23 protein-coding genes are annotated in these 23,064 nt (G+C 71.7%); 9 read left to right on the top strand and 14 right to left on the bottom strand.

Going from position 1 to position 23,064, the window contains the following annotated elements; all coding sequences use genetic code 11:
* Positions 1-84: 84 nt before the first annotated feature.
* Entirely contained in the window at positions 85-897 is an 813-nt protein-coding gene (locus ACFW9O_RS24290; RefSeq protein ID WP_384612333.1) for an enoyl-CoA hydratase/isomerase family protein, read from the top strand.
* A gap of 75 nt (positions 898-972) precedes the next feature.
* Here the strand turns inward: ACFW9O_RS24290 and ACFW9O_RS24285 are convergent, their stop codons facing one another.
* Both ACFW9O_RS24285 and ACFW9O_RS24280 read right to left on the bottom strand, forming a co-directional pair.
* Entirely contained in the window at positions 973-1,575 is a 603-nt protein-coding gene (locus tag ACFW9O_RS24285; RefSeq protein ID WP_384612088.1) for a DNA-3-methyladenine glycosylase I, read from the bottom strand.
* Complete coding sequence (locus tag ACFW9O_RS24280; RefSeq protein WP_384612086.1) at positions 1,572-1,991, bottom strand: DivIVA domain-containing protein; 420 nt, start codon at positions 1,989-1,991, stop codon at positions 1,572-1,574. The genes ACFW9O_RS24285 and ACFW9O_RS24280 overlap by 4 nt, the downstream gene beginning before the upstream one ends.
* 154 nt (positions 1,992-2,145) lie before the next feature.
* Between ACFW9O_RS24280 and folP the strand changes: the two genes are divergently transcribed.
* On the top strand, positions 2,146-3,018 hold the full coding sequence (gene folP / locus ACFW9O_RS24275) for a dihydropteroate synthase (RefSeq protein ID WP_351167861.1): 873 nt from the start codon (positions 2,146-2,148) through the stop codon (positions 3,016-3,018).
* 34 nt (positions 3,019-3,052) lie between these two features.
* On the opposite strand, the gene ACFW9O_RS24270 is transcribed toward folP, so the two are convergent.
* Entirely contained in the window at positions 3,053-3,838 is a 786-nt protein-coding gene (locus tag ACFW9O_RS24270) for a TIGR00730 family Rossman fold protein (protein ID WP_384612084.1), read from the bottom strand.
* An 83-nt stretch (positions 3,839-3,921) separates the two neighbouring features.
* Positions 3,922-5,001, bottom strand: a complete 1,080-nt coding sequence (gene dapE / locus ACFW9O_RS24265; protein WP_384612082.1) for a succinyl-diaminopimelate desuccinylase — start codon at positions 4,999-5,001, stop codon at positions 3,922-3,924.
* A 62-nt stretch (positions 5,002-5,063) separates the two neighbouring features.
* Between dapE and ACFW9O_RS24260 the strand changes: the two genes are divergently transcribed.
* Both ACFW9O_RS24260 and ACFW9O_RS24255 read left to right on the top strand, forming a co-directional pair.
* Positions 5,064-5,972 (top strand): hypothetical protein, encoded by a 909-nt coding sequence (locus ACFW9O_RS24260; RefSeq protein ID WP_384612080.1) that lies wholly within the window; start codon positions 5,064-5,066, stop codon positions 5,970-5,972.
* 308 nt (positions 5,973-6,280) lie between these two features.
* Positions 6,281-6,628: an ATP-binding protein gene (locus ACFW9O_RS24255; RefSeq protein ID WP_351167853.1), complete on the top strand. Its 348-nt coding sequence runs from the start codon at positions 6,281-6,283 to the stop codon at positions 6,626-6,628.
* A gap of 78 nt (positions 6,629-6,706) precedes the next feature.
* Here the strand turns inward: ACFW9O_RS24255 and dapC are convergent, their stop codons facing one another.
* Both dapC and fdxA read right to left on the bottom strand, forming a co-directional pair.
* Positions 6,707-7,810: a succinyldiaminopimelate transaminase gene (dapC, locus tag ACFW9O_RS24250; RefSeq protein ID WP_351179573.1), complete on the bottom strand. Its 1,104-nt coding sequence runs from the start codon at positions 7,808-7,810 to the stop codon at positions 6,707-6,709.
* Between the two features lie 101 nt (positions 7,811-7,911).
* On the bottom strand, positions 7,912-8,232 hold the full coding sequence (gene fdxA / locus ACFW9O_RS24245; RefSeq protein ID WP_014154250.1) for a ferredoxin: 321 nt from the start codon (positions 8,230-8,232) through the stop codon (positions 7,912-7,914).
* 117 nt (positions 8,233-8,349) lie between these two features.
* Between fdxA and ACFW9O_RS24240 the strand changes: the two genes are divergently transcribed.
* The 4 genes from ACFW9O_RS24240 to ACFW9O_RS24225 all read left to right on the top strand — a co-directional run bounded on the left by ACFW9O_RS24240 (position 8,350) and on the right by ACFW9O_RS24225 (position 12,961).
* Complete coding sequence (locus ACFW9O_RS24240; protein WP_384612078.1) at positions 8,350-9,363, top strand: GNAT family N-acetyltransferase; 1,014 nt, start codon at positions 8,350-8,352, stop codon at positions 9,361-9,363.
* Between the two features lie 26 nt (positions 9,364-9,389).
* Complete coding sequence (locus ACFW9O_RS24235) at positions 9,390-10,253, top strand: transglutaminase-like domain-containing protein (protein ID WP_384612076.1); 864 nt, start codon at positions 9,390-9,392, stop codon at positions 10,251-10,253.
* A 70-nt stretch (positions 10,254-10,323) separates the two neighbouring features.
* Positions 10,324-10,884: a sugar O-acetyltransferase gene (locus ACFW9O_RS24230; protein WP_384612332.1), complete on the top strand. Its 561-nt coding sequence runs from the start codon at positions 10,324-10,326 to the stop codon at positions 10,882-10,884.
* 283 nt (positions 10,885-11,167) lie between these two features.
* Entirely contained in the window at positions 11,168-12,961 is a 1,794-nt protein-coding gene (locus ACFW9O_RS24225) for a coagulation factor 5/8 type domain-containing protein (protein WP_384612075.1), read from the top strand.
* A gap of 65 nt (positions 12,962-13,026) precedes the next feature.
* Here ACFW9O_RS24225 and ACFW9O_RS24220 read toward each other — a convergent pair whose 3' ends face one another.
* From ACFW9O_RS24220 to ACFW9O_RS24190, 7 genes are all read right to left on the bottom strand, one after another.
* Positions 13,027-13,464, bottom strand: coding sequence for a VOC family protein (locus ACFW9O_RS24220; RefSeq protein WP_384612074.1), 438 nt, complete (start codon positions 13,462-13,464; stop codon positions 13,027-13,029).
* Positions 13,465-13,491: 27 nt separating this feature from the next.
* Entirely contained in the window at positions 13,492-14,103 is a 612-nt protein-coding gene (locus ACFW9O_RS24215; protein ID WP_383187768.1) for a response regulator transcription factor, read from the bottom strand.
* Positions 14,100-15,287, bottom strand: coding sequence for a sensor histidine kinase (locus ACFW9O_RS24210; protein WP_384612072.1), 1,188 nt, complete (start codon positions 15,285-15,287; stop codon positions 14,100-14,102). Before ACFW9O_RS24210 ends, ACFW9O_RS24215 begins: the two co-directional genes overlap by 4 nt.
* Positions 15,288-15,533: 246 nt before the next feature.
* Positions 15,534-17,456 (bottom strand): hypothetical protein, encoded by a 1,923-nt coding sequence (locus ACFW9O_RS24205; RefSeq protein ID WP_384612070.1) that lies wholly within the window; start codon positions 17,454-17,456, stop codon positions 15,534-15,536.
* 430 nt (positions 17,457-17,886) lie between these two features.
* Positions 17,887-18,348, bottom strand: a complete 462-nt coding sequence (locus ACFW9O_RS24200; protein WP_384612068.1) for a DUF6113 family protein — start codon at positions 18,346-18,348, stop codon at positions 17,887-17,889.
* Entirely contained in the window at positions 18,345-19,256 is a 912-nt protein-coding gene (gene mshB, locus ACFW9O_RS24195) for an N-acetyl-1-D-myo-inositol-2-amino-2-deoxy-alpha-D-glucopyranoside deacetylase (RefSeq protein ID WP_384612066.1), read from the bottom strand. Before mshB ends, ACFW9O_RS24200 begins: the two co-directional genes overlap by 4 nt.
* A 113-nt stretch (positions 19,257-19,369) precedes the next feature.
* A complete protein-coding gene (locus ACFW9O_RS24190) occupies positions 19,370-19,564 on the bottom strand; it encodes a hypothetical protein (RefSeq protein WP_329207729.1) in 195 nt (64 codons plus the stop codon).
* A 166-nt stretch (positions 19,565-19,730) separates the two neighbouring features.
* On the opposite strand from ACFW9O_RS24190, the gene ACFW9O_RS24185 reads away from it, so the two are divergent.
* Complete coding sequence (locus ACFW9O_RS24185; protein ID WP_384612064.1) at positions 19,731-21,851, top strand: alpha/beta fold hydrolase; 2,121 nt, start codon at positions 19,731-19,733, stop codon at positions 21,849-21,851.
* A gap of 3 nt (positions 21,852-21,854) precedes the next feature.
* Here ACFW9O_RS24185 and ACFW9O_RS24180 read toward each other — a convergent pair whose 3' ends face one another.
* Positions 21,855-22,982, bottom strand: a complete 1,128-nt coding sequence (locus ACFW9O_RS24180) for a hypothetical protein (protein ID WP_384612062.1) — start codon at positions 22,980-22,982, stop codon at positions 21,855-21,857.
* Positions 22,983-23,064 lie beyond the last annotated feature (82 nt).

Genomic DNA, 23,064 nt, shown 5'->3' with positions numbered 1-23,064 from the left:
ACATCTCCGGCCCGTCCGGAGTCGGCCATGCTTGCCTGGACAGGCACAATGCCGGAGCCGTAAGGAGACCCAGCGATGGCCGACATGGCCGACACCACGGCTGACGCCGTACTCACGGACGTCAGCGACGGGCTCGCGACGATCACGATCAACCGACCCGACGCGATGAACGCCATGAACACCGCGGCCAAGGTCGCGCTCCGCGACGCCCTTCGAGCCGTCGCCGAGGACACCGCCGTACGAGCTGTTCTGCTCACCGCCACCGGGCGCGCCTTCTGCGTGGGCCAGGACCTCAAGGAGCACGTCTCCAAGCTCGCCGAGGCCCACGAGTCGGGCGGCGGCAACGCGCTGAGCACCGTGAAGGAGCACTACAACCCGATCGTGCGGGCCATCACCGAGATGGAGAAGCCCGTCGTGGCCGGGGTAAACGGGGTCGCCGCCGGCGCCGGTTTCGGATTCGCGCTCGCGGCCGACTATCGCGTGGTCGCCGACACGGCCGCCTTCAACACGTCCTTCGCGGGCGTGGCCCTGACCGCGGACTCGGGCGTCTCCTGGACGCTGCCCCGGCTGATCGGCGCGAGTCGCGCCGCCGACCTGCTGTTCTTCCCGCGTTCGATCTCCGCGCAGGAGGCGTACGAGCTGGGCATCGCCAACAAGGTGGTACCCGCCGCCGATCTGGCCAAGGAGGCCCTGGCGGTGGCGCGTGCCCTCGCGGAGGGGCCGACGGTGGCGTACGCGGCGCTGAAGGCGTCGATGGCGTACGGCGCGGGCCACACGCTCGCCGAGTCGCTGGAGAAGGAGGACGAGCTCCAGACCCGGGCGGGCGCGTCGCAGGACCACACCATCGCGGTCGAGGCGTTTCTCGCCAAGCAGCGGCCGAAGTACCTCGGTAAGTAACCGCAGGGGGCCGTCGGCCTCGGCGGGTGACGCCGGGGCTGTTCGGCTGTTCGAAGCCGGACGTCGTGGAGCCGGTCAGGATCCGCTGGACGGGCCCTGGAGCGCCTCCCGGGCCACGCAGTCGGCCAGGTGGTCGTTGACGAGGCCGCAGGCCTGCATGAGGGCGTAGGCCGTCGTGGGGCCGACGAAGCGGATGGACCGCTTCTTGAGGTCCTTGGCCAGCGCGGTGGATTCCGGGGTGACGGCCGGGATGTCACCGAGGGCACGCGGGGCGGGGCGGCCGGCCGGATCGGGGGCGTACGACCAGATGAGTGCGTCCAGCTCGCCCTCGCCCCAGCCGGCCAGCACCTTGGCGTTGGCCAGCGTCGCGTCGATCTTCGCGCGGTTGCGGATGATGCCGGCGTCGGCGAGGAGCCGTTCCCTGTCCGCTTCGGTGAACTCCGCCACGGCGGAGATCTTGAACCCGGCGAAGGCGCTGCGGAACCCTTCGCGACGGCGCAGGATCGTCAGCCAGGAGAGCCCGGACTGGAACGCCTCCAGGCAGAGCCGCTCGAACAGCGCGTCGTCGCCGTGTACCGGGCGGCCCCACTCCGTGTCGTGGTAGGCGAGGTAGTCCTCCGTGGACAGGCCCCAGGGGCAGCGCAGACCGCCGTCGGCGGCCGGCCGGGCGTCGCTCATCGCGGACCTTCCTCGCCCTGCGGCCTGCCGTTGTCGCGGCCGTTCTCACGGCTGTTGTCCCCGCCGAGCGGCTCGCCCGGCCGCTTGAACAGGTCGGGACCGGTCACCGCGGTCGCCTGCGCGCCGGCGAGCGCCGACTCCAGCTCGGCGATGCGGGCGTCCCGCTCGGCGAGCTCGGCACCGAGTCTGCCCAGCGCCTCGTCCACCTCCGCCATGCGGTAGCCGCGCACCGCCAGCGGCAACCGCAGGACCTCGATATCGGCGCGGCCGACCGGGCGGTTCGCCGGCAGCGGGTCGGTGAGCCGCTCGGGCTCCACGTCCTGCAGCACCGCACTTCCGCCTCCGCCGACCACCGCAAGGGTGACCGCGGCCACCACCACGGCCATCGTGAGCAGCAAGAACCAGAACACGCGCATCTCCCCGGGAGCGGAAACCTGTCCGGGTCAGATCGTGCCATGCGGCACCGACAGTTAGGGTCTTTCGTTTGGGTCAGGCCGGACCCCGCGGGCCCGGCATGATCCGAACGAGAGGCCCTAGGGTCGCAGGCGACCTACCGAGGAGGAACCAGGGATGCGAAGCGGTGCGCTCAGGCTTGGACGGCGGGAATTCGGGCCGCACGAGCCGGTGATCATGGCGATCGTGAACCGGACCCCCGACTCCTTCTACGACCAGGGTGCGACGTTCCACGACGAGCCCGCGCTCTCCCGGGTCGAGCAGGCCGTGTCGGAGGGCGCCGCGATCATCGACATCGGCGGGGTGAAGGCCGGCCCCGGCGAGGAGGTGACGGCCCAGGAGGAGGCCCGCCGCACGGTCGGCTTCGTCGCCGAGGTGCGCCGCCGCCACCCGGATGTCGTGATCAGCGTGGACACCTGGCGCCACGACGTGGGCGAGGCCGTCTGCGAGGCCGGGGCGGACCTCCTGAACGACGCGTGGGGCGGCGTCGACCCGAAGCTCGCCGAGGTCGCGGCACGGTACGGGGCGGGGCTCGTGTGCACGCACGCGGGTGGCGCCGAGCCTCGGACCCGGCCGCACCGGGTCACGTACGACGATGTGGTGGCGGACATCCTGCGGGTGACGGTCGGCCTCGCCGAGCGGGCCGTCGGACTCGGGGTCAGGCCGGACGGAATCATGATCGACCCCGGTCACGACTTCGGGAAGAACACCCGGCACTCGCTGGAGGCCACGCGCAGGCTGGGCGAGATGACGGCCACGGGCTGGCCGGTGCTGGTCTCGCTGTCCAACAAGGACTTCGTCGGGGAGACCCTCGACAGGCCGGTCAAGGAGCGTGTGATCGGCACGCTCGCGACGACTGCCGTGTCGGCGTGGCTGGGTGCACAGGTGTACCGGGTGCACGAGGTGGCGGAGACGCGGCAGGTCCTGGACATGGTGGCGTCCATCGCGGGCCACCGCGCACCTGCGGTGGCCCGCCGGGGACTGGCGTAGCCGAGGAGACCGGCGGGGGCGCCGGGACGGGCCCCTACCGACCGACCTCCTTGGTCACCAGCGCGACCGCCTCGTCGACGTCGTCCGTGACGTGGAACAGCAGCAGATCCTTCTCGGACGCCTTGCCCTGGGCCACCACCGTGTCCCGCAGCCAGTCCACCAGCCCGCGCCAGTAGGCCGAGCCGAACAGCACGATCGGGAAGCGTGTCACCTTGCCCGTCTGCACGAGCGTCAGCGCCTCGAACAGTTCGTCCAGCGTGCCGAGGCCCCCGGGCAGGACGACGAAGCCCTGCGCGTACTTGACGAACATCGTCTTGCGGACGAAGAAGTAGCGGAAGTTGACGCCGATGTCGACATGTGGATTCAGCCCGGACTCGAACGGCAGCTCGATGCCGAGTCCGACGGAGACGCCCTTCGCCTCCCGGGCTCCCTTGTTCGCCGCTTCCATCGCCCCGGGGCCACCGCCCGTGATGACCGCGAACCCCGCTTCGACGAGCGCCCTGCCGATCCGGACACCCGCCTCGTAGTCCGGCCCGCCGGCCGGTGTGCGGGCGGATCCGAAGACGCTGATGGCGCTCGGCAGCTCAGCGAGGGCTCCGAAGCCCTCCACGAACTCCGACTGGATGCGCATCACGCGCCAGGGGTCCGTGTGCACCCATTCGGAATCGCCCTCGGAATCCAGCAGCCGCTGATCCGTCGTGCCCGGCTGTACCTGGTCCCTGCGGCGCAGTACCGGGCCCAGCCGCTGTTCCTCGGGCTTCACCGCGCCCTCAGGAACCTGCGCGCCCTCGGGGATCCGTGCGTCCTCCGGGTTGCCCATGACCTGCTCCCTCCGCCGACCTGCGATGTGCGTGTCGCTTCAGCGTAGATCGGCCGAGGTTACGAGCAGGGGAATGCGGTGAGTCAGCTGGTGAGCCAGGAGCGGAGGCGCTCCTCGCAGTGCGTGATCCTCTCGACCGCCACCTGCTCGTCCCGCTTGTGTGCGAACAGCGCGTCCCCGGGGCCGTAGTTCACCGCGGGGATGCCGAGCGAGCCGAACCGGGACACGTCCGTCCAGCCGAACTTGGGCTGCGCCGTGCCGCCGACCGCTGCCATGAACGCCTTGGCCGCCGGGTGCGAGAGACCGGGCATCGCGGCTCCGGAGTGGTCGTCGACCGTGATGCCGGCGACGCCGCAGTCCTCGAAGACCTCGCGGACGTGCGCCTCGGCCTCCTCGGCGGTGCGGTCGGGGGCGTACCGGTAGTTGACCACCACCGTGCAGGCGTCGGGGATGACATTGGTGGCGACGCCGCCCTCGATGCGTACGGCGTTGAGCCCCTCGCGGTACTCGAGCCCGTCGATGACCGGCCGGCGCGGCTCGTACGAAGCGAGCTTCGCCAGTACCGGAGCGGCGGCGTGGATCGCGTTGGACCCCATCCAGCTGCGCGCGGAGTGGGCCCGCTCCCCCTCCAGCCGCAGATGGACCCGGATCGTGCCCTGGCAGCCGCCCTCGACCTGGGCGTCGGACGGCTCCAGGAGGACGGCGAAGTCCGCGTCGAGCCAGTCGGGGTGGGCCTCGGCCACGTGTCCGAGGCCGTTGAGGTGGGCGGCGACCTCTTCGTTGTCGTAGAAGATGAACGTGAGGTCGCGGTTGGGCTCCGGTACCGTCGCCGCGATCCGCAGCTGCACGGCGACACCCGACTTCATGTCGGAGGTCCCGCACCCCCACAGCACACCGTTCTCGTCGAGCCGGGACGGGACGTTGTCCGCGATCGGAACGGTGTCGATGTGGCCGGCCAGCACGATGCGCTCGGCACGGCCCAGCTGTGTCCTGGCCACGACGTTGTTGCCGTGCCGTTCGACGGTCAGGTGAGGCAGCGGGCGCAGGGCTGCCTCGATCGCGTCGGCCAGGTCCTTCTCCTGGCCGCTGACCGACGGGAAGTCGACGAGCCGGGCTGTGAGCTCGGGTCCGTCGAGCGCGAGGTCAAGCGTGTGTCCGTCCATGGTCACGACCCTAAGGGACTTCGGTCTCGGCCCCGCTCGTACCCTCCAGTACGGTGGGCCCCGTGCCCCGGACCGCCACTTCCACCCGCCGCAGCCGTTTCTTCCGCATCACGGCGGCCTTCGCCGTGCTCGTGGCCCTGGCCGGCTATCTGGCCGTGCAGTACATCTCCGGCAGCAAGGGCGCGCCCGGCTGCACCGTGCGCTCCGCGGACGGGGACGGCGCCGAGGGGCGTACCTACGAGATGAGCCCCGACCAGGCCGCCAACGCCGCGACGATCTCGGCGGTGGGCACCACCCGCGGTCTGCCGGAGCGCGCGGTGACCATCGCGCTCGCGACCGCGCTGCAGGAGTCCGCGCTGCGCACCATCGACCACGGTGACCGGGACTCGCTCGGGCTCTTCCAGCAGCGTCCCTCGCAGGGCTGGGGAACGCCTGCGCAGATCATGGATCCGGTCTATTCGTCCGGGGAGTTCTACGAGCACCTCGCCAAGGTTCCGGGCTACTCGCGGCTGCCGCTGACCGTCGCCGCACAGCGGGTGCAGAAGAGCGGGTTCCCGCAGGCGTACGCCAAGCACGAGCCGGATGCCGCGCTGCTGGCCGCCGCGCTGACCGGACGCGCGCCCGCCTCGCTGAACTGCACGCTGTCGAAGGCGGCCACGCCCGGGGACGCGTCCGAGGTGCGGACCGAGCTGGTACGCGCCTTCGGCGAGGACGTCCTGCCGACTGCCGGGGCGGCCGGGGCCTCGGCCGCGGGCACGGTCTCGGTGCCCGTGCGGTCCTCCGTGAAGACCGCCGCGGACACGGCACCCCGGCGCGGCTGGGAGCTGGCCCACTGGGCGGTCGCCCGGGCCGACGCGCTGCGGATCGACGAGGTCTCGTACGCCGGCCGGGTGTGGGACGCCGACACGGGCTGGCGGTCGGAACGCGAGGAATCGGGCACCACGGCGGTCCGAATGCGGCTCGCACAGTAGCGCGAGGAGTCGCCCGTACGGGCCGTCCAACCCTCCCCGCAACCCCCCTTGCGCCACCCTTCCCGCGAGCCCGGCCCACCCCCGGAATTCCGTGCGATCACAGGGAAGTGACGTATCGTCCGACGTCGACGGAATGCATTGTTTGCCCGGGTTCTTCCGTTGCGGATTATCTGACGCATTACTCAGTCTTTACCTTCGGGGACCGCAACCTTCCCTGCCCTTCGACCGGTTGTCAGTGCGTCCGGATCACCGGACAGGCAGATTCCACATCTGCCGAGAACCCGTTGTAGTCCCGTCGAAGGAGCATCATGTCCCTCCCCCTGACCCGTCGGATCGCCCGTGCCGCGCTGCTGATCGCCGCTGGCGCGGCACCCGTGGTCGGTGCGGCCGGTGCCGCAGGTGCCGCGGGGCTCCCGCAGACCCCTGCCCTGGGCGGCCTGACCACGCTCGACGGTGCCGGCGTGAGCAGCACGCTCGACTCCGCCTCGAAGCAGGGCGCCGGAGCGGCGAACGAGACCGGCGGCAAGGTCGTCGGCACGACCCTCCCGGTCGCCGGCCAGACCCTCGAGAAGGCCGGCACCGTGGCAGGCGGCGAACTGGCGAACGACACCCTGGCGACCGATGGTCTCCCCACCGGCGGCCTGCCGATCGGCTGACCGGCCCGCACGTACACGGCACTGATGCGCCGATGGGCCTCGGGAGTGCGCACTCCCGAGGCCCATCGGCGCATCGCGTCAGGACAGCCGCTTGACCGCCGCGGCCACCCGTTCGTCCGTGGCCGTCAGCGCCACCCGTACGAAGCGGTCCCCGGCCGGCCCGTAGAAGTCGCCCGGCGCCACCAGGATGCCGAGCCCGGCCAGGTACGCCACGGTCTCCCAGCACGGCTCGTCGCGCGTGGCCCACAGGTAGAGGCTCGCCTCGCTGTGCTCGATCCGGAAGCCGTGGGCCTCCAGCGCCTCCCGCAGGACCGTGCGCCGCTGGGCGTACCGGGCCCGCTGCTCGGTCACGTGCGTGTCGTCGGCCAACGCCGCGACGGTCGCCGCCTGGACCGGCGCCGGGGTCATCATCCCGCCGTGCTTGCGGATCAGGAGCAGCTCGCCGAGGACGGCCGCGTCGCCCGCGACGAAGGCCGCCCGGTAGCCGGCGAGGTTGGAGCGCTTGGAGAGCGAGTGGACGGCGACGATTCCCTCGAACGAGCCGCCGCTGATGTCCGGGTGGAGCACGGAGACGGGCTCGGCCTCCCAGCCGAGCTCCAGGTAGCACTCGTCGCTGAAGACCAGCACGCCGTGCTCACGCGCCCAGGCGACGATCCGGGCCAGCTCGTCCTTGGGCAGGACGCGGCCGGTCGGGTTGGACGGCGAGTTGAGCCACAGCAGCCTGAGCCCGGCCGGGTCCAGCTCGGTGGGGTCGTCGTAGACGACGGGCTCGGCGCCGCAGAGCCGCGCGCCCACCTCGTACGTCGGGTAGGCGAGCCTCGGGTAGGCCACCTTGTCCCCCGCGCCGAGGCCGAGCTGGGTCGGCAGCCAGGCCACCAGCTCCTTGGAGCCGACGACCGGCAGGACGTTCTCGTGCTCCACACCGACGGCGCCGAGCCGGCGCTCCACCCAGCCGGTCAGGGCGTCACGCAGGGCTCCGGTCCCCCATACCGTCGGGTAGCCGGGGCTGTCGGCGGCGGCGATCAGCGCCTGCTGGATCAGCTCGGGCACCGGGTCGACGGGCGTGCCGACGGACAGGTCGACGATGCCGTCCGGGTGGGCAGCAGCCGTCGACTTGTAGGGCGTGAGCTTGTCCCAGGGGAAGACCGGGAGCCGGGAGGAGACGGGGACTGCTGCAGACACGGATCTCTGCTTTCTCGTACGTGGACGTGCGTGCCGGGAAACGCCTCGGTCCCGCACGGTGACGAGCCGTACGGGACCGGGCGGCGCTCGTGCGGCCGCTGCTACTGGTTCTGCGGCGGCAGCGCGGCGATGAAGGCGTGGTCGCGCTCGATGAGACCCAGCTTGGAGGCGCCACCGGGCGAACCGAGGTCGTCGAAGAACTCGACGTTCGCCTTGTAGTAGTCCTTCCACTCCTCCGGAGTGTCATCCTCGTAGAAGATGGCCTCCACCGGGCAGACCGGCTCACAGGCTCCGCAGTCGACGCATTCGTCCGGGTGGATGTACAAGGACCGTGAGCCCTCGTAGATGCAGTCGACGGGGCACTCTTCGATGCAGGCCTTGTCCTTTACGTCGACACAAGGCTGCGCGATGACGTAGGTCACGCTGTCGTTCCTCCTCGGTAGGGCGTTGGCTCTCGCGCGGGAGCGCGGCGTCGTCGATGCCCGCACCTAGTATCTCCGTTCCGGGGCACGATCCGAACAGGAGGGGCGTACTGAGCTATGGAATTCACCATCAGCGGACGGCTTGAGGTTCGCATGACAGCTGCTGACGTGGGCAAACGTGTGTCCGTCCGCCAACTGATCAGTGCCCCCGGTGAGGCCCCGAAGTTCACGGACACGGTCGGGGTTCTCACATCGTGGGACAACGAGGTGCTCTCCATCACGCCCCGGAGCGGCGAGAGTGTCCACATAGCGGAATCGTCGCTGGTGGCGGGCAAGGTGGTGCCCTCCGCGCCGGCCCGCCGTCGCGGCCCCGCCGCCTCGTTCGACGAACTCGCGCGCGTCGCCGCGCGCGCCTGGCAGCCCGTGGAGAGCGAGCCGCTGGGCGACTGGCAGCTGCGCGCCGCCGCCGGATTCACCCGCCGCGCCAACTCCGTACTCCCGCTCGGCGATCCCGGACTCCCGCTCGGCGCGGCGCTGGAGCACATCTTGGGGTGGTACCGGGAGCGCGGCCTGCCCGCGTACATCCAGACCGCCACAGGTGCGCAGGGCACGCAGGAGCAGCTCTGCGCGGCGCTGGAGGAGCACGGATGGCGCCGCGAGGTGTCGGCCGAGATGCGGATCGGGGCGCTCGCGCCGATCGGCGACCTTGACGCGGACATCTCGGCGGTGCGGCTCGCCCGTGGGGCGGACGACGCGTGGCTCTCCCGGTACCAGCGCTTCGGCGCCCCCGGACACGCCCCCGGCAGCGAGGCGCTGAAGGTGCTCGGCAGCGGTCCCTCGGTGTGGTTCGCCACTGTGCCCGGAGAGGGCGCCGACGGGGCGCCCGCCGCCATCGGACGCTGTGTCGTGGACGGCCGCTGGGCGGGATTCATGGCGGTGGAGGTGGGCGCCGAGTACCGGCGCCGGGGCCTGGCCACGGCCGTGATGACGGCGCTGGCCCGCAGGGCGCTGGACGAGGGGGCGTCGGCTTCGTGGCTCCAGGTCGAGACGGACAACGACGGTGCCCGTGCCCTGTACGACGGCATGGGCTTCGCCACCCACCACCAGTACCACCACTTCCGGTCCGCCTAGCGGGGACAGCAGGGGATTAGTCGCATATGAGCGCTCAGGATTCCGGTGCGGCCGAACGCCGGCGGCAGTTCGCCGACGAGGCCCGCGCGGAGAGGCCGGACCTCGCGCTGCTCTGCCTGCTGGTGGGGGCCGAGGCGGGATTCCCGACGGCGGCCGGCCCCCGGCCCTCCGCCGATCCGTACGGCATCGACGCCGCGCAGATCGAGCTGGACCGGCTGGCGGGGCTCCTTCCGTACGGTGCGCGCAGCGCGGCCGCATGGGCGTCCGCGCTCGGAGATCTGCTCGGCGGGCAGTGCGGTTTCGCCGGCTCGTCCGCCGACTACCAGCGACTGGAGTCCTCACTTCTCCAGCAGGTGCTGCTGCGCCGCCGGGGCCTGCCGATCCTGCTCTCCGTGGTCTGGACCGAGGTGGCGCGGAGGGCGGGGGCACCCGTGTACGGGGTGGCCCTGCCGGGGCACTTCGTGGTGGGGTTCGGCGATCCGTCGGAACGGGTACTCGCCGATCCGTTCGCCGGCGGTGCGCCGTTGAGCGGCGAGGACGCCGAGCTGATGGTGGCGGGGGCGACCGGCGCACCGCTCGAGGCCTCGATGCTGGCGCCCGCGGGGCCGCTGGAGACCGTGCTGCGGATCCTGAACAACATCAGGGCCTGGGCCGCGGCACGCCCCGAGCGCACGGACGTGGCGCTGTGGGCGCTCGAACTCTCGCTGCTGCTGCCGTCGCATCCGGCCAGGCTCCGCTACGAGCGGGCCCAGCTCCTCGTGCAGCGCGGGGAGTTCCTGCGCGGGGCGGCAGAGATGGAGGAGTACGCCCAGGTCGTCGACGCGATCGAACCCACCGCGGCACAGGCGATCCGCGACCGCGCCCGGGCCGCCCGGGCGCTGCTGAACTAGTGCCCTTCGTCCTGAGGGGCCGAACGCGGACGACTGAGAGGTTGACGACGTGACCAGTCAGAAGGAAGCCATGCTCGCCGGCGAGCCGTACATCGCCGACGACCCCGAGCTCGCCGCCGACGCACTGCGCGCGGCCGTGCTGAGCGAGCGGTTCAACTCCGCTCCGGCTGCCGACCCCGAGGCCCGGCGGGCCGCCCTCGCCGAACTGCTGGACGAGCTGGGCGAGGGCGTGGAGGTCCGGGCCCCGCTCCGGGTGGACTACGGCTACGGAATCTCGATCGGCCCCCGCACGTTCGTCAACTTCGGTGCCGTGTTCCTCGACGTCGCCCGCATCACCATCGGCGCCGACGTCCAGATCGGCCCGAACGTCCAGCTCCTCACGCCCACCCACCCGGTGGACCCGGAGGCCCGCCGGGCCAAGTGGGAGGCGGCGCAGCCCATTACGATCGGCGACAACGTCTGGCTGGGCGGCGGGGTGATCGTCTGCCCCGGGGTGACGATCGGCGAGAACACGGTGGTCGGCGCGGGAGCGGTGGTCACCAGGGACCTGCCCGCCGACGTCGTGGCAGTGGGCAATCCGGCCCGCGTGATCCGCGAGATCGGGACCGCCCAGGACACGGACGCCGTGTGACGGCGTGCCTGTCGGAGCGAGAAGCCGCACAGATCACCCCGGACGCCCGGCCTGCGTCGTCATCCTGTGAAGTCACCGACGCCGCGAACTGATCCCATAGCGGGTCAATTGCCCTTCCACGTCAGTTAATTGTGGCGTCATCAGCAAACAGCTGGGGCTTCTGACGCACACCTCTTGACGCGTCCCGACCAATGGCGGTTACATCGCCGACACGAGAGAGCGCTCTCTCGCTTCTCTCGGACGTACGTCGTGCACCCGTACCACGACTCAGGAGATGTACTTCATGCACGTTCCCCCCACGAGCCCCACCGGCCGGACCGCCCCCCACAGGCGCCGCCGCTTCCGGGCCCTCGGCTTCGCGGCGCTCGCCGTGTCGCTCCTCATGGCGGTCCCCGCCACCCAGACGGCCTTCGGCGAGGGCATCCAGGAGGTGCCCGGCGGCGGTGACCTCGGGCCCAACGTCCTGGTCTTCGACCCGTCGACACCCGACATCCAGGGCAAGGTCGACGAGATCTTCAAGAAGCAGGAGTCGGCCCAGTTCGGCACCGACCGCTATGCGCTGATGTTCAAGCCGGGCACTTACGACAACATCAACGCCCAGATCGGCTTCTACACCTCGATCGCCGGCCTCGGCCTCAACCCCGACGACACCACCTTCAACGGTGACGTGACCGTGGACGCGGGCTGGTTCAACGGCAACGCCACCCAGAACTTCTGGCGTTCGGCGGAGAACCTCGCTCTCAACCCGGTCAGTGGCACCAACCGCTGGGCCGTCTCCCAGGCCGCCCCCTTCCGCCGCATGCACGTCAAGGGCGGACTCAACCTCGCGCCCGACGGATACGGCTGGGCCAGCGGCGGCTACATCGCCGACAGCAAGATCGACGGCCAGGTCGGCCCCTACTCGCAGCAGCAGTGGTACACCCGCGACAGCTCCATCGGCAGCTGGGGCAACGGCGTCTGGAACATGACGTTCTCCGGAGTCGAGGGCGCACCCGCGCAGAGCTTCCCCGAACCCCCGTACACGACCCTGAACAACACCCCGGTCTCCCGCGAGAAGCCGTTCCTGTACCTCGACGGCGCCGACTACAAGGTCTTCGTCCCCGCCAAGCGCACCGACGCGCGCGGCACCAGCTGGGGCAACGGCACCCCGCAGGGCGAGTCGATTCCGCTGAGCGAGTTCTACGTCGTCAAGCCCGGCGCGACCGCCGAGACCATCAACGCGGCCGTGGAGCAGGGGCTGCACCTGCTGTTCACGCCAGGTGTCTACCACGTCGACCGGACGATCAACATCAACCGGGCGGACACCGTGGCCCTGGGCCTGGGGCTCGCCACGATCATCCCGGACAACGGGGTGACCGCGATCAAGGTCGGTGACGTCGACGGTGTGAAGCTGGCCGGCCTGCTGATCGACGCGGGTCCGGTCAACTCCGAGACGCTCGTCGAGGTCGGCCCCGACGGCGCCTCCGCCGACCACTCGGCCAACCCGACGTCGCTCCAGGACGTGTTCGTGCGCATCGGTGGCGCCGGCCCCGGCAAGGCGACCACCAGCATCGTCGTCAACAGCGACGACACGATCATCGACCACACCTGGGTGTGGCGCGCCGACCACGGCGAGGGTGTCGGCTGGGAGACCAACCGGGCGGACTACGGCGTCCATGTGAAGGGCGACGACGTGCTGGCCACCGGCCTGTTCGTCGAGCACTTCAACAAGTACGACGTGCGGTGGTCCGGCGAGAACGGCAGGACGATCTTCTTCCAGAACGAGAAGGCGTACGACGCCCCCGACCAGGCCGCCATCCAGAACGGCGACATCAAGGGGTACGCCGCCTACAAGGTCGACGACTCGGTCACCACCCATGAGGGCTGGGGCATGGGCAGTTACTGCTACTACAACGTCGACCCGACCATCCAGCAGCACCACGGGTTCCAGGCACCGGTGAAGCCCGGTGTGAAGTTCCACGACCTGCTCGTGGTGTCCCTGGGCGGCAAGGGACAGTACGAACACGTCATCAACGACACCGGATCCCCCACCTCCGGTGACACCACCGTCCCGTCACAGGTGGTCTCCTTCCCGTAGCCGCGAACGCAAGGGACGGGGCCCGGCCGCTGCTGCGGCCGGGCCCCGATCCTTCTGCCCGGGAGTCAGACCAGGCAGAACTCGTTGCCCTCCGGGTCCGCCAACATCACGTGGTCGGGCCTGCCCTGCATGTCGTACTCCGCGACCACCGTCGCACCGGCGGCCGTCAACCGCTCCACGGCCTCGACCACCCGCGGCCACCGCACCTCCCAGGGGGTCTCGCGGCCACCGCCGGCCTGTACGTCCACGTGCATCCGGTTCTTGCCTGCCTTGGGCTCCGGGACCTTCTGGAACGACAGGGCGGGGCCCACACCGTCCGGGTCGGCCAGATAGGCACCGTCGTCCCATTCGTCCTGCGGGATGTCGTGGTGGGCGAACCATTCCTCCCAGCTCGCGAACCCGGCGGGCGGGGGCTTCTCCACGTAGCCGAGCGCCAGCGCCCAGAACCGCGCCAGTTCCGCGGGACGCGCGCAGTCGATCGTCAGATTCCACCTGGTGGACATGGTTCCCTTCCTCCGGCCGGCCCGGTCCTAGAGCCAGCCCTTCTCGCGGGCGATCCGGACGGCCTCCGCGCGGTTGCGGGCCGCCATCTTCTGGATCGCCGTGGACAGATAGTTGCGTACGGTCCCGTGCGAGAGGTGCAGCGCGTCCGAGATCTCCGCGTTGGTGGAGCCGTCCGCCGCCACCCTCAGCACATCGCGCTCGCGGTCGGTCAGCGGGCTCGCGCCATCGGCGAGCGCGGCTGCCGCGAGAGCGGGATCGATGACCCGCTCGCCCGCGAGCACCTTGCGTACGGCGGCGGCGAGCTGGGACGCCGGGGCGTCCTTGACGAGGAACGCGTCCGCGCCCGCCTCCATGGCCCGGCGCAGGTAGCCGGGACGTCCGAAGGTGGTGACGACGACGATCTTGACGCCGGGCAGCTCGCGGTGGAGCTCGGCGGCCGCCTCGATTCCTGTACGGCCGGGCATCTCGATGTCGAGGAGGGCGACGTCGACGCGGTGCTCGCGTGCCGCGTCCAGCACCTCGTCGCCGCGGGCCACCTGCGCGACCACCTCGATGTCCGGCTCCAGGCCCAGCAGTGCGGCAAGCGCCTCGCGCACCATGGACTGGTCCTCGGCGAGGAGGAGTCTGATCATGCTCATTCGGTGGATCCTAGGCCTGAACCGACGGGAACGCGCAGGGTCAGTGCGAAGCCCTTGCCCGGGGCGGGTCCGCCGCCGGCCGGTCCCGTGACGAGCGTCCCCTCGACCGCGGCCAGGCGCTCGGCGATGCCGGTGAGCCCGTTGCCCGCCTTCGGGCCCGGGGCGCCGCGCCCGTCGTCGGCGACGACGAGTTCGAGCAGGGGCCCGTCGAGGGTCTGGCGCCGGGTGAGGGTGATCGTGCAGCGTCGGGCACCGCTGTGGCGCACGACGTTGGTCACCGCTTCCCGCATGCCCCAGGCGAGCACCTCCTCCGGCTCCTCGGGCACGCCCTCGGGGGCATCGGCCCGTATGTCCGCGGTGATGCCCGCTGCGGCAAGTGCGGTACGGGCTCCGGCCAGTTCGCCGGGCAGGGTCGGCCGCCGGTAGCCGGTGACCGCGCTGCGCACGTCCACGAGGGCCTGCCTGCTGACCTGTTCGATGTCGGCGACCTGCTCGGCCGCACGGTCGGGGTGCTCGGGCAGCAGCCGGCCCGCCAGCTCGCTCTTGAGCGTGATCAGGGAGAGCGAGTGCCCGAGCAGGTCGTGCAGATCGCGGGCGAGCCGCAGGCGTTCCTCGTTGGCGGCGAGCTGGGCGACGGTCGCGCGGGCCTCCCGCAGCTGGATGGTCGTACGGATCAGCTGCCGTACGCCGGTCATCGCGAATCCGCCGAGAAGCGCGGGGAAGACGAGCGCGGTGACGGTTTCACGGGCATCGTGCAGGGTGAGCCCGGTCCCCACCATCACGGCGACGACCAGAGGGATCAGCAGGCGCGAGTACCGGATCGGCAGCGTGGCGCCCGCCGAGACGCAGACGTACACGAACAGCACGAGCCACGGGACCCCGAACGTCAGCGCGAGGAGTACGGCGAGGGCGCCGAGGAAGGTGATCGTGAACAGGACGCGCTGCCGTCCCATGGCCTTCGACGTCTGCCGGAAGACCAGCACGAGGTAGACCCCGACGAAGACCACGAGGCCCAGGGCGCCCGACGCGCGTGCCCACCCGGTGTGGCCCCCGCCGAGGAGGTCCTTCACCGGTGCGTTCATGAACGCGAGCCAGATACCGATCCACAGCAGCTTGATGACGAACTGGTGCCTGCCCTGCGGCGGGCCCGCCGTCACCGCGTACGTCTCGTCGTCGTCACTCACGCCCGCACGGTGTCCTTCCGGTACGCATGGGTGGGCAGCGGTGATCGGCCGAATCGCGTCACCGCTCGCAAAGTAGCCGACGGCGGCGCCGGGCGCGGCGAGGATCAGCGATTCCGCCCGGGCACCGCCGCCCGGACCCACGTCCTGGCCGGGCCGTGAGCGCTGCGGCAACAGCCGCCGGACCGGAACACGGCACCGCCCCTGCCCGGAGTCCGGACAGGGGCGGCCACAGGGGGTGGCGTCCGGTCAGCCCTCGCCGCCGAGGTTGATCGCGACGGTGCGCTCGGCGGGGGTCTTGCCGAGCAGCGCGGTCTGCATGGCCTGGGCCACGTCGGTGGCACTGACCTCGTGCTGCTTCCCGTCGCCCTTGGTGACCATGATGCCGTCGAAGACACCGTCGAGCAGGGTGTTGATCGCTTCCCTGTCGTAGACCGCGACCAGTTTGCCGTCGACCGGCTTCATGGACAGGATCTGCGGCAGGGACCTCGCGGGACCGAAGTCGATCTGCTTGGGACCGGCCTTGATGGTGACCAGCCCGGACATCGCCGGCTCGGCGAACTCCTTCATGGCCCGGTCCAGTTCGGCCTTGGTGATCGTGGGCTGGGTGGTGGCGACGGGCAGTTCGACGACGGCGGGCCTGCCGGTCTGGACCTGCGCACGATAGGCATCGCGAACGGAGATCATCGACCGGTTGACGTCCAGAGCCTTGCCGGCCTTGCCGGGGACGGCCACGGCCTTGTTCGGCTCGAACCTGATCGTGCCGTCGTTGGCGGAGCCGGAGACTCCCGCCAGGTCGGTCAGCGCGACCCCGAGCTTCTCCTCGTCGACCGGGATCACCGGGTCGGCCGGGCGTGCCCCGCCGAACAGGGAACCGATCACCGAGACCGGGTTGTAGTCGCTGCCCGCGGCGCCGCGGACGGTCTCCTGGCTGTCCAGGGTGAGACCGGCCTTGTCCGGGGCGAGCTCCTGCTTCTTGCCGTCCACGGAGAGCTGGAGGGGTGCCTCGGCGCGCTTGCCGAGGGCGGTCTCGAGCTTGGTGACCGCCTCCTCCTTCGTGCCGCCGCCGATGTCGACGCCGAGGACGGTGGTGCCCTTGGGGACCTCGGAGTGGTTCATCAGCAGTCCGGCGCCGTAGGCGATGCCGAGCAGCACGAAGACGCCCGCACCCAGGAGGACCAGCTTGGAACGGCCCTTCTTCGCGGGAGGTGCGGCCTTCGGGACGGGCCGGGGTGCCGGAGCGGGCGCCTGGTGGCCCGGACCCGCCGGTCCGCCGCCCATGGGGCCGTCGGACCCCAGGTCCGTGCGGGGGCCGCCGGGGGCACCCGGGCCCCCGGGGAACGGCGGACGGGAGTCCGACGGGACGACGGGGATGCCGCTGGTGAGGGTGTCACCGGAGACATGGCCGGGGGATCCGGGACCCGGGGCCGCGGACTGCGGGGTCAGGATCGCCGTGTCGTCGGACATCCGCGGCGGTACGCCGCCGGGTCCGCCCGGACCACCCGGGCCGAAGGGACCGCCGGGGCCGCCCTGGGACGGACCGCCGGGACCGAGAGGCCCGCCGGGGCCACCCTGGGACGGACCGCCGGGCCTGGGGCCTGCCGGGCCGCCGGGGCCCGGCAGGCCGCCCATGCCGGGCATGCCGTCGAGGTTCGGCGTCAGGGACGAACTGCCCGCGACCGGACCGTTGGTCGGACCGGACGGACCCGGTGTGCGCACCCCGAGATTCGGTGTGGAGCGCGGCCCGCCGGGAATGTCCGCGTCGATGTCGTCGAGGGCGCTGCGCCCGGGGCGCGGGGCGCCCGGCTGCGGACCGTCCGAGAAGTACGGCGGTTCGGCGCGGGGCGGTGTCGGCGCCGGGCCCTGCCCGCCGCCCTGTCCGCCGCCCGTGGCGGACCCACCGGCAGGGGGGCCTGCGGGGCCGGGGGCCGCCGCACCGGGTGCCGGAGCCGGGTTCTTGCGCGGCGCGAACCAGTCGCTGCCGCCCTTCTCCCTGGCCGGCTTCTCGGCGGATGCCTCGGCGGCCTGGCCGTCCCGGGCGTCCGGGCCGGAACCACCGCGCTCGCCGGCGCCCGCCGCGGCACCGGAGGACGGCGCGGGCGCGCCGGGCCTCGGTGTGCTGCCCGTGCGCTCAGGGTCGGGGCGGCCGCCGGAGGTACCGGCGTCGCTCATCGGCGTACGTACGACGACAGGCGGGATCGGACGCGAACCCGGAATGTTGATCCGGATGCGCGTCGTCAGCGTCGTCTCGGTTCTGGGCTCCTCCGGCCGAGGCGGATCCACAGGCTCCGGAGTCTCCTCCGGCCCGTCCTGAGACGGGTGCAGCGACGGATACTGGCGTGATCCGTACGGCGGCGTACCCGACGGGTACGCGGCTCCGCCGCGCCCCTGGGGCCCGGAGGACGAACTGTCAGTTTCACGACTCAAAGCAGGTTCTCCCGATTGGCTCCGCCGCCCGTACTTCCCCCATGCCGCAGGCCAGGGGACGGCTCGGCGCGCGCACCACCATACTGGCCGCCGCCGGCAGACTCTCCGCCCGCGGGGAAAACAAGGATGCACCCGTCACCGTGGAGGGGTGCAATCCGGGAGCGGATGTGGCACATCACGTGCCCGGTCGGCCGGTGTTGGTGGCCGGATAAGACAACCGCGACATGGTGGCACACATCACAGCGACACCCATGCCGCCCAGCATGAAGAGCGTCAGACCGATCTCGTCACCGAAGACGTAGTCGCCCTCGGGACGGCCGCTGAGCAGGACGACGACGGCGATGAACCAGCCCACGGCCGGTGCCAGCGCCCCGAACTGGTTGCGGGCCAGCACCCGGCCGCCGTAGAACAGTCCGGCCGACGCGGCGAGCGCGAGCAGCAACCCTCCCGGGAACAGGCCCGCTTGGACGAGTGCGCCGGCAAGGCCGACGACGGCGCCCAGTACCGCGAGACCGACATACAGGGCGATCCGTGCGGGGTTGAGGGGTGCGGCGAGACCGGTCGGCCCGGGGCCTCTGGGCGGCGCGTTGGTGCGCGGCGACTCCGATGCGGCCCGCGGTCTCTGCCTGCTGCTCATGCCTGTGCTCCCGGTGCTGCTGCCACGTCCGGCACGCCTGCGAAGAGGTCGTGCTCCCGGGCATCATCGTCCCTGCCGCGGGCTCCTCGCACCAACTGGTAGTACTCGGTGGTGAAAACGGGCTGACCCAGGTCGTTCGACAGTGCGAAGAACGGTCCGTCCACGGCGATCTGGGTGACATGCGCCCTCATCGCCGCGGTCTTCTCGGCGGCGTACGCGGAGCCGTCGATCTCCGCGGTGATCTCGGTGTCGTCCACCACGCCGGGCACGTCGTCGACGGCGGCGATCCCCGGGAAGGCGTCCGGTGCGGCCTCCCGGAGCCGGGCGAAGGCCTCTTCCGCCACGGGGCGCGGCACCCGGTTCCAGTAGATCTTCGCGATCGCGTGCGGGGCACCGGTGCCGTACCCGGGATCCGCCGCCAGCTCGGCCGCGCGCATCGCGACGCGGTGTGCCTGGATGTGGTCGGGGTGGCCGTAGCCGCCGTCGGGGTCGTAGGTGACCAGGACCTGGGGGCGCACGGAGCGGATCACCTCGACGAGGTGCGCGGCCGCGCCGTCCGGGTCCGCGTCCCAGAAGGCGCCGGGCCGGTGGTTCTGCTCGGTGCCCATCATCCCGGAGTCGCGGAAGCGGCCGGGCCCGCCCAGGAAGCGGTGGTCGGTGACCCCGAGCTCCTTCATCGCGGCGGCGAGTTCACCGACGCGATGGGCGCCCAGGGTGTCGTCACGGTCGGCGGCGAGGTGCGCCAGGCCCGGCGGGATGACCTCGCCCTCCTCGCCGAGTGTGCACGTCACCAGGGTGACGTGGGCGCCCTCGGCCGCGTACCTGGCCATGGTGGCGCCGTTGTTGATCGACTCGTCGTCGGGGTGCGCGTGCACCAGGAGCAGACGGCGGGCGGGAAGGTCCTTCATGGGTCCACCCTACGAGCACTCCCCCGTGCGGGCCGACTCCCCACCGGCAGTGGCGGGCGGACAGACGGGCCGCGCCCCCCACATCCGCCCCGCACACGCCCTCGCGCCGGACCTCAGAACTTGATGCCCCCGATCATGCCTGCCACGTTCGACGTCACCTCCGAGATGGTCGGCGCGATCGACGAGCTCGCAAGATAGAACCCGAGCAACACGCAGACCACCGCATGTCCGCCCTTCAGTCCGGATTTCCGGATCAGCAGGAAGACGACGATCGCCAGCAGCACCACCGCCGAAATCGAGAGTGCCACGGCGGTTCACCTCCATCAGTACGGTCGGGACGGGCAGCACACATGGAGCCAGCAGGTTCATACCCACCGAGCGCTACGGATCATAACTATCCGTGCCAACGCATTGATCGGGGCACAGCAGCACGAGGGGCGCACGTGCGGCTCCCTCCGGGCTAGGTTCGGAGCCATGACCTCGCAGAAGTTGTCCTTCGCCCGCCAGCACGCCCGGACCCAGCGGTTCACTCTGGGCGCACCCCGGGCCTTCACCGTCTCACCGGATGGGACGCGGGTGGTCTTCCTCCGCTCGGCGTCCGGCACGGACCGGGCGAACCGCCTCTGGGTGCTGGACCCGGGAACCGGCGAGGAGCGGATCGCCGCCGACCCCGAGGTCCTGCTGGGGGGTTCGACGGAGAAGCTGTCGCCGCAGGAGCGGGCCAGGCGGGAACGGGCGCGGGAGGGCTCGGCGGGCATCGTCGGCTACGCGGTGGACGATGCGGCCGAGTTGGCGGCGTTCGCCCTCTCCGGCAAGGTGTACGTGGCCGAGTTGCGGGCCGGCACGGCGCGCGCGCTGCCGGTTCCGGGCCCGGTGATCGACCCGCGCCCCTCCCCGGACGGCAGGCACATCGCCTATGTCACCCGCGGCGCACTGCGGGTCGTGGGGGCGGCGGGCGACGGGGACCGCCCCGTCGCCGAGCCGGAGGACGCCCACACCTCGTACGGCCTCGCCGAGTTCGTGGCGGCCGAGGAGATGAGCCGCTACCGGGGCTTCTGGTGGTCGCCCGAGTCGGACCGCCTGCTGGTCGCCCGGGTCGACGACAGCGCCGTACAGCGGTGGTGGATCGCCGACCCCGCACACCCGGGCAGCAAGCCCGCCGAGGTCGGCTATCCGGCCGCGGGGACGGCCAATGCCGAGGTGCGGCTCTTCGTGATGGACCTGGACGGGGCGCGTACCGAGATTGTCTGGGACCGGACCCGCTTCCCTTACCTGGCCCGGGTGCACTGGTCGTCGAACGGCGCCCCCCTGCTCCTGGTGCAGGCCCGTGACCAGCGCAGTCAGCTGCATCTGGCCGTCGACACGGAGAGCGGCACGACCCGTACGGTGCATGTCGACGAGGACGCGGTCTGGCTTGATCTTTTCGGCGGTGTGCCCGCGTGGGCGCCGGACGGGCGGCTCGTGCGGATCGCGGACGAGGGCGGTGCGCGGGTGCTGTCGGTCGGTGACCGGCCGCTGACCGGGGCTCAGCTGCACATCCAGTCGGTGCTGGACATCGGGGAGTCGGACATCCTGGTGTCGGCGACAGCGGGTGAGAAGGCGGCGGATCCGGAGACCGGGCAGAGCCATGTGTACCGGGTGAACGAGCTGGGCGTCGAGCGCGTCTCCGAGGGCGTGGGGGTGCACTCCGCGGTGCGTTCGGGCGGAGTGACGGTGCTGCTCTCGACGTCCCTGGAGCACCCGGGAACGGCGGTACGGGTGCTGCGGTACGGCAGGCGGACCGCCACCGTCGCCAGCCACGCCCAGGAGCCTGTCCTGACGGCCCGGGTGCAGCTGACTGAGGGGGGCGCACAGAGGATTCCGTGCGCCGTGCTGCTCCCCTCCGGGTACGAGGAGTCCGACGGCCCCCTTCCGGTCCTGATGGACCCGTACGGCGGTCCGCACGGCCGCCGGGTCGTCGCCGCGCACAACGCGCATCTCACGTCCCAGTGGTTCGCCGACCAGGGGTTCGCCGTGATCGTCGCGGACGGCCGCGGCGCCCCGGGGCGTTCGCCCGGCTGGGAGAAGGCGGTCAGGGACGACTTCGCCCTCACCCTGGACGACCAGATCGAGGCCCTGCACTCACTGGCCGGACGGTTCCCGCTGGACCTGTCGAAGGTGGCGATGCGCGGCTGGTCCTACGGCGGCTACCTGTCGGCGCTCGCGGTGCTGCGGCGCCCCGACGTCTTCCACGCCGCCGTCGTGGGCGCCCCGGTGACGGACTGGCGGCTGTACGACACCCACTACACGGAGCGCTATCTCGGCGACCCCGCGGCGCAGCCCGAGGTGTACGCGTACAACTCCCTGGTGACGGACGAGGGGCTCTCCCGGCCCGCCGACGAGGTACGGCCGATGATGATCGTCCACGGCCTGGCCGACGACAACGTGGTCGTCGCCCACGCGCTGCGCCTGTCGTCGGCGCTGCTGTCTGCGGGGCGGCCGCACGAGGTGCTGCCGCTGAGCGGGGTGACGCACATGACGCCCCAGGAGCAGGTGGCGGAGAATCTGCTCCTGCTCCAGGTGGACTTCCTCAGGCGGTCGCTGGGGCTGTCGTAGGCGTCACCAGGCGGGCGGCGGGGACGAGGGCGGCGGAGGGCCGAATCCGCCGCCCGGCGGCGGCCCGTAGCCGGGTCCCTGTCCGGGCGGCTGCGCCTGCGCCTGCGGGTAGCCGTATCCCGGAGCGGGGCCCGGGCCGGGTCCCTGCGGGTAGCCGTAGCCGCCGCCGGGCGGCGGGCCGTAGCCGCCCGCCCCGTAGCTGTCGTACCCCCTGCTGTCGCCGTCCGCGTCCTCGAAGCCTCTGCGGGACAGCGCGATCAGTCCGGCCGCCCCGGCGAAGGCGAGGAAGAACGAGGTCAGCACGATGAGCTGGTACTCGGTCCCCAGGTCCCCGAAGCGGTCGAGCATCTCGTGGTGGACGGCCCGGGCGATCCCGAGACCTCCGGAGAGCAGCAGGAACGCGGCGGCGATCATGCCGAGCGGCCGGGCGTGGACGGCGTGGAAGAGCGCGGTGAACGCGACGACCAGGCAGAGCACCGCGAGCGCCACGCTGCTCCAGCCGGGCGGCGCACTGGTCAGTTCGACCCGGACGGCGTCCCCGCCGATGAACCAGTCGGGATAGACGGCGGACGGCAGCGTGACGAACTGGCGGATCTCCCAGGCGATCAGTACGGCTCCGGAGGCGCCGAGCACCAGGAAGGAGACGACCGCGGCTCCCTGGCCCGGCCGGGTGGGCCCCGGTTCGTAGAAGTCGGAGGACGCCCTGCGGCCCGCCGCACCGGTGACGACGAGCGCGAGCCCGGCGGCCAGCGCGACGAAGGTGCCGAGGAGGGCGCGGGTACGCAACTCGTCGCTGTAGCGCCCGTCCATCCAGGAGGCGCCGGTGGTCCAGACGCCGGGCAGGCGCAGGGCGAGCGTGACCACGCCGGTGGCGACGAGCGTCGAAGCGGCCACCGAGGAACGCAGGGCGGCGCTCGTGGCGAGGATGTACACGGCCAGGAGCACGATGTCGGACTGCGCCGTCGCGGGCAGGGATTCCGGCCGCGCGTCGGCGTAACCGGCCCAGTAGCGGAGCAGGTCCAGCGGGTCGCCGGCCGCCCGTACGTCCCGCACGATCCAGCTCGCGACCATGACGCCCAGTACGGCGCACAGCACCGCACCGGTGATTCTGGCTCCCCGGGTGAGTATCACTCCAGCGATACTCCACCGCGGTCCGCCGTTGAACAAGGGGACCTCTGGGGAAGTCGGAGAACGGGAAACCGGCCGGGGCGAC

The organism is Streptomyces sp. NPDC059499, assembly GCF_042749285.1.
Taxonomy (GTDB): domain Bacteria; phylum Actinomycetota; class Actinomycetes; order Streptomycetales; family Streptomycetaceae; genus Streptomyces.
This window is presented reverse-complemented; position numbering and strand designations above follow the sequence as displayed.

Coding starts and splice junctions, on each gene's coding strand:
- ACFW9O_RS24290 (WP_384612333.1), top strand. CDS start 85: ATGGCCGACACCACGGCTGACGCCGTACTCACGGACGTCAGCGACGGG.
- ACFW9O_RS24285 (WP_384612088.1), bottom strand. CDS start 1,575: ATGAGCGACGCCCGGCCGGCCGCCGACGGCGGTCTGCGCTGCCCCTGG.
- ACFW9O_RS24280 (WP_384612086.1), bottom strand. CDS start 1,991: ATGCGCGTGTTCTGGTTCTTGCTGCTCACGATGGCCGTGGTGGTGGCC.
- folP (WP_351167861.1), top strand. CDS start 2,146: ATGCGAAGCGGTGCGCTCAGGCTTGGACGGCGGGAATTCGGGCCGCAC.
- ACFW9O_RS24270 (WP_384612084.1), bottom strand. CDS start 3,838: ATGGGCAACCCGGAGGACGCACGGATCCCCGAGGGCGCGCAGGTTCCT.
- dapE (WP_384612082.1), bottom strand. CDS start 5,001: ATGGACGGACACACGCTTGACCTCGCGCTCGACGGACCCGAGCTCACA.
- ACFW9O_RS24255 (WP_351167853.1), top strand. CDS start 6,281: ATGTCCCTCCCCCTGACCCGTCGGATCGCCCGTGCCGCGCTGCTGATC.
- ACFW9O_RS24240 (WP_384612078.1), top strand. CDS start 8,350: ATGGAATTCACCATCAGCGGACGGCTTGAGGTTCGCATGACAGCTGCT.
- ACFW9O_RS24235 (WP_384612076.1), top strand. CDS start 9,390: ATGAGCGCTCAGGATTCCGGTGCGGCCGAACGCCGGCGGCAGTTCGCC.
- ACFW9O_RS24230 (WP_384612332.1), top strand. CDS start 10,324: ATGCTCGCCGGCGAGCCGTACATCGCCGACGACCCCGAGCTCGCCGCC.
- ACFW9O_RS24225 (WP_384612075.1), top strand. CDS start 11,168: ATGCACGTTCCCCCCACGAGCCCCACCGGCCGGACCGCCCCCCACAGG.
- ACFW9O_RS24220 (WP_384612074.1), bottom strand. CDS start 13,464: ATGTCCACCAGGTGGAATCTGACGATCGACTGCGCGCGTCCCGCGGAA.
- ACFW9O_RS24215 (WP_383187768.1), bottom strand. CDS start 14,103: ATGAGCATGATCAGACTCCTCCTCGCCGAGGACCAGTCCATGGTGCGC.
- ACFW9O_RS24205 (WP_384612070.1), bottom strand. CDS start 17,456: ATGAGCGACGCCGGTACCTCCGGCGGCCGCCCCGACCCTGAGCGCACG.
- ACFW9O_RS24200 (WP_384612068.1), bottom strand. CDS start 18,348: ATGAGCAGCAGGCAGAGACCGCGGGCCGCATCGGAGTCGCCGCGCACC.
- mshB (WP_384612066.1), bottom strand. CDS start 19,256: ATGAAGGACCTTCCCGCCCGCCGTCTGCTCCTGGTGCACGCGCACCCC.
- ACFW9O_RS24185 (WP_384612064.1), top strand. CDS start 19,731: ATGACCTCGCAGAAGTTGTCCTTCGCCCGCCAGCACGCCCGGACCCAG.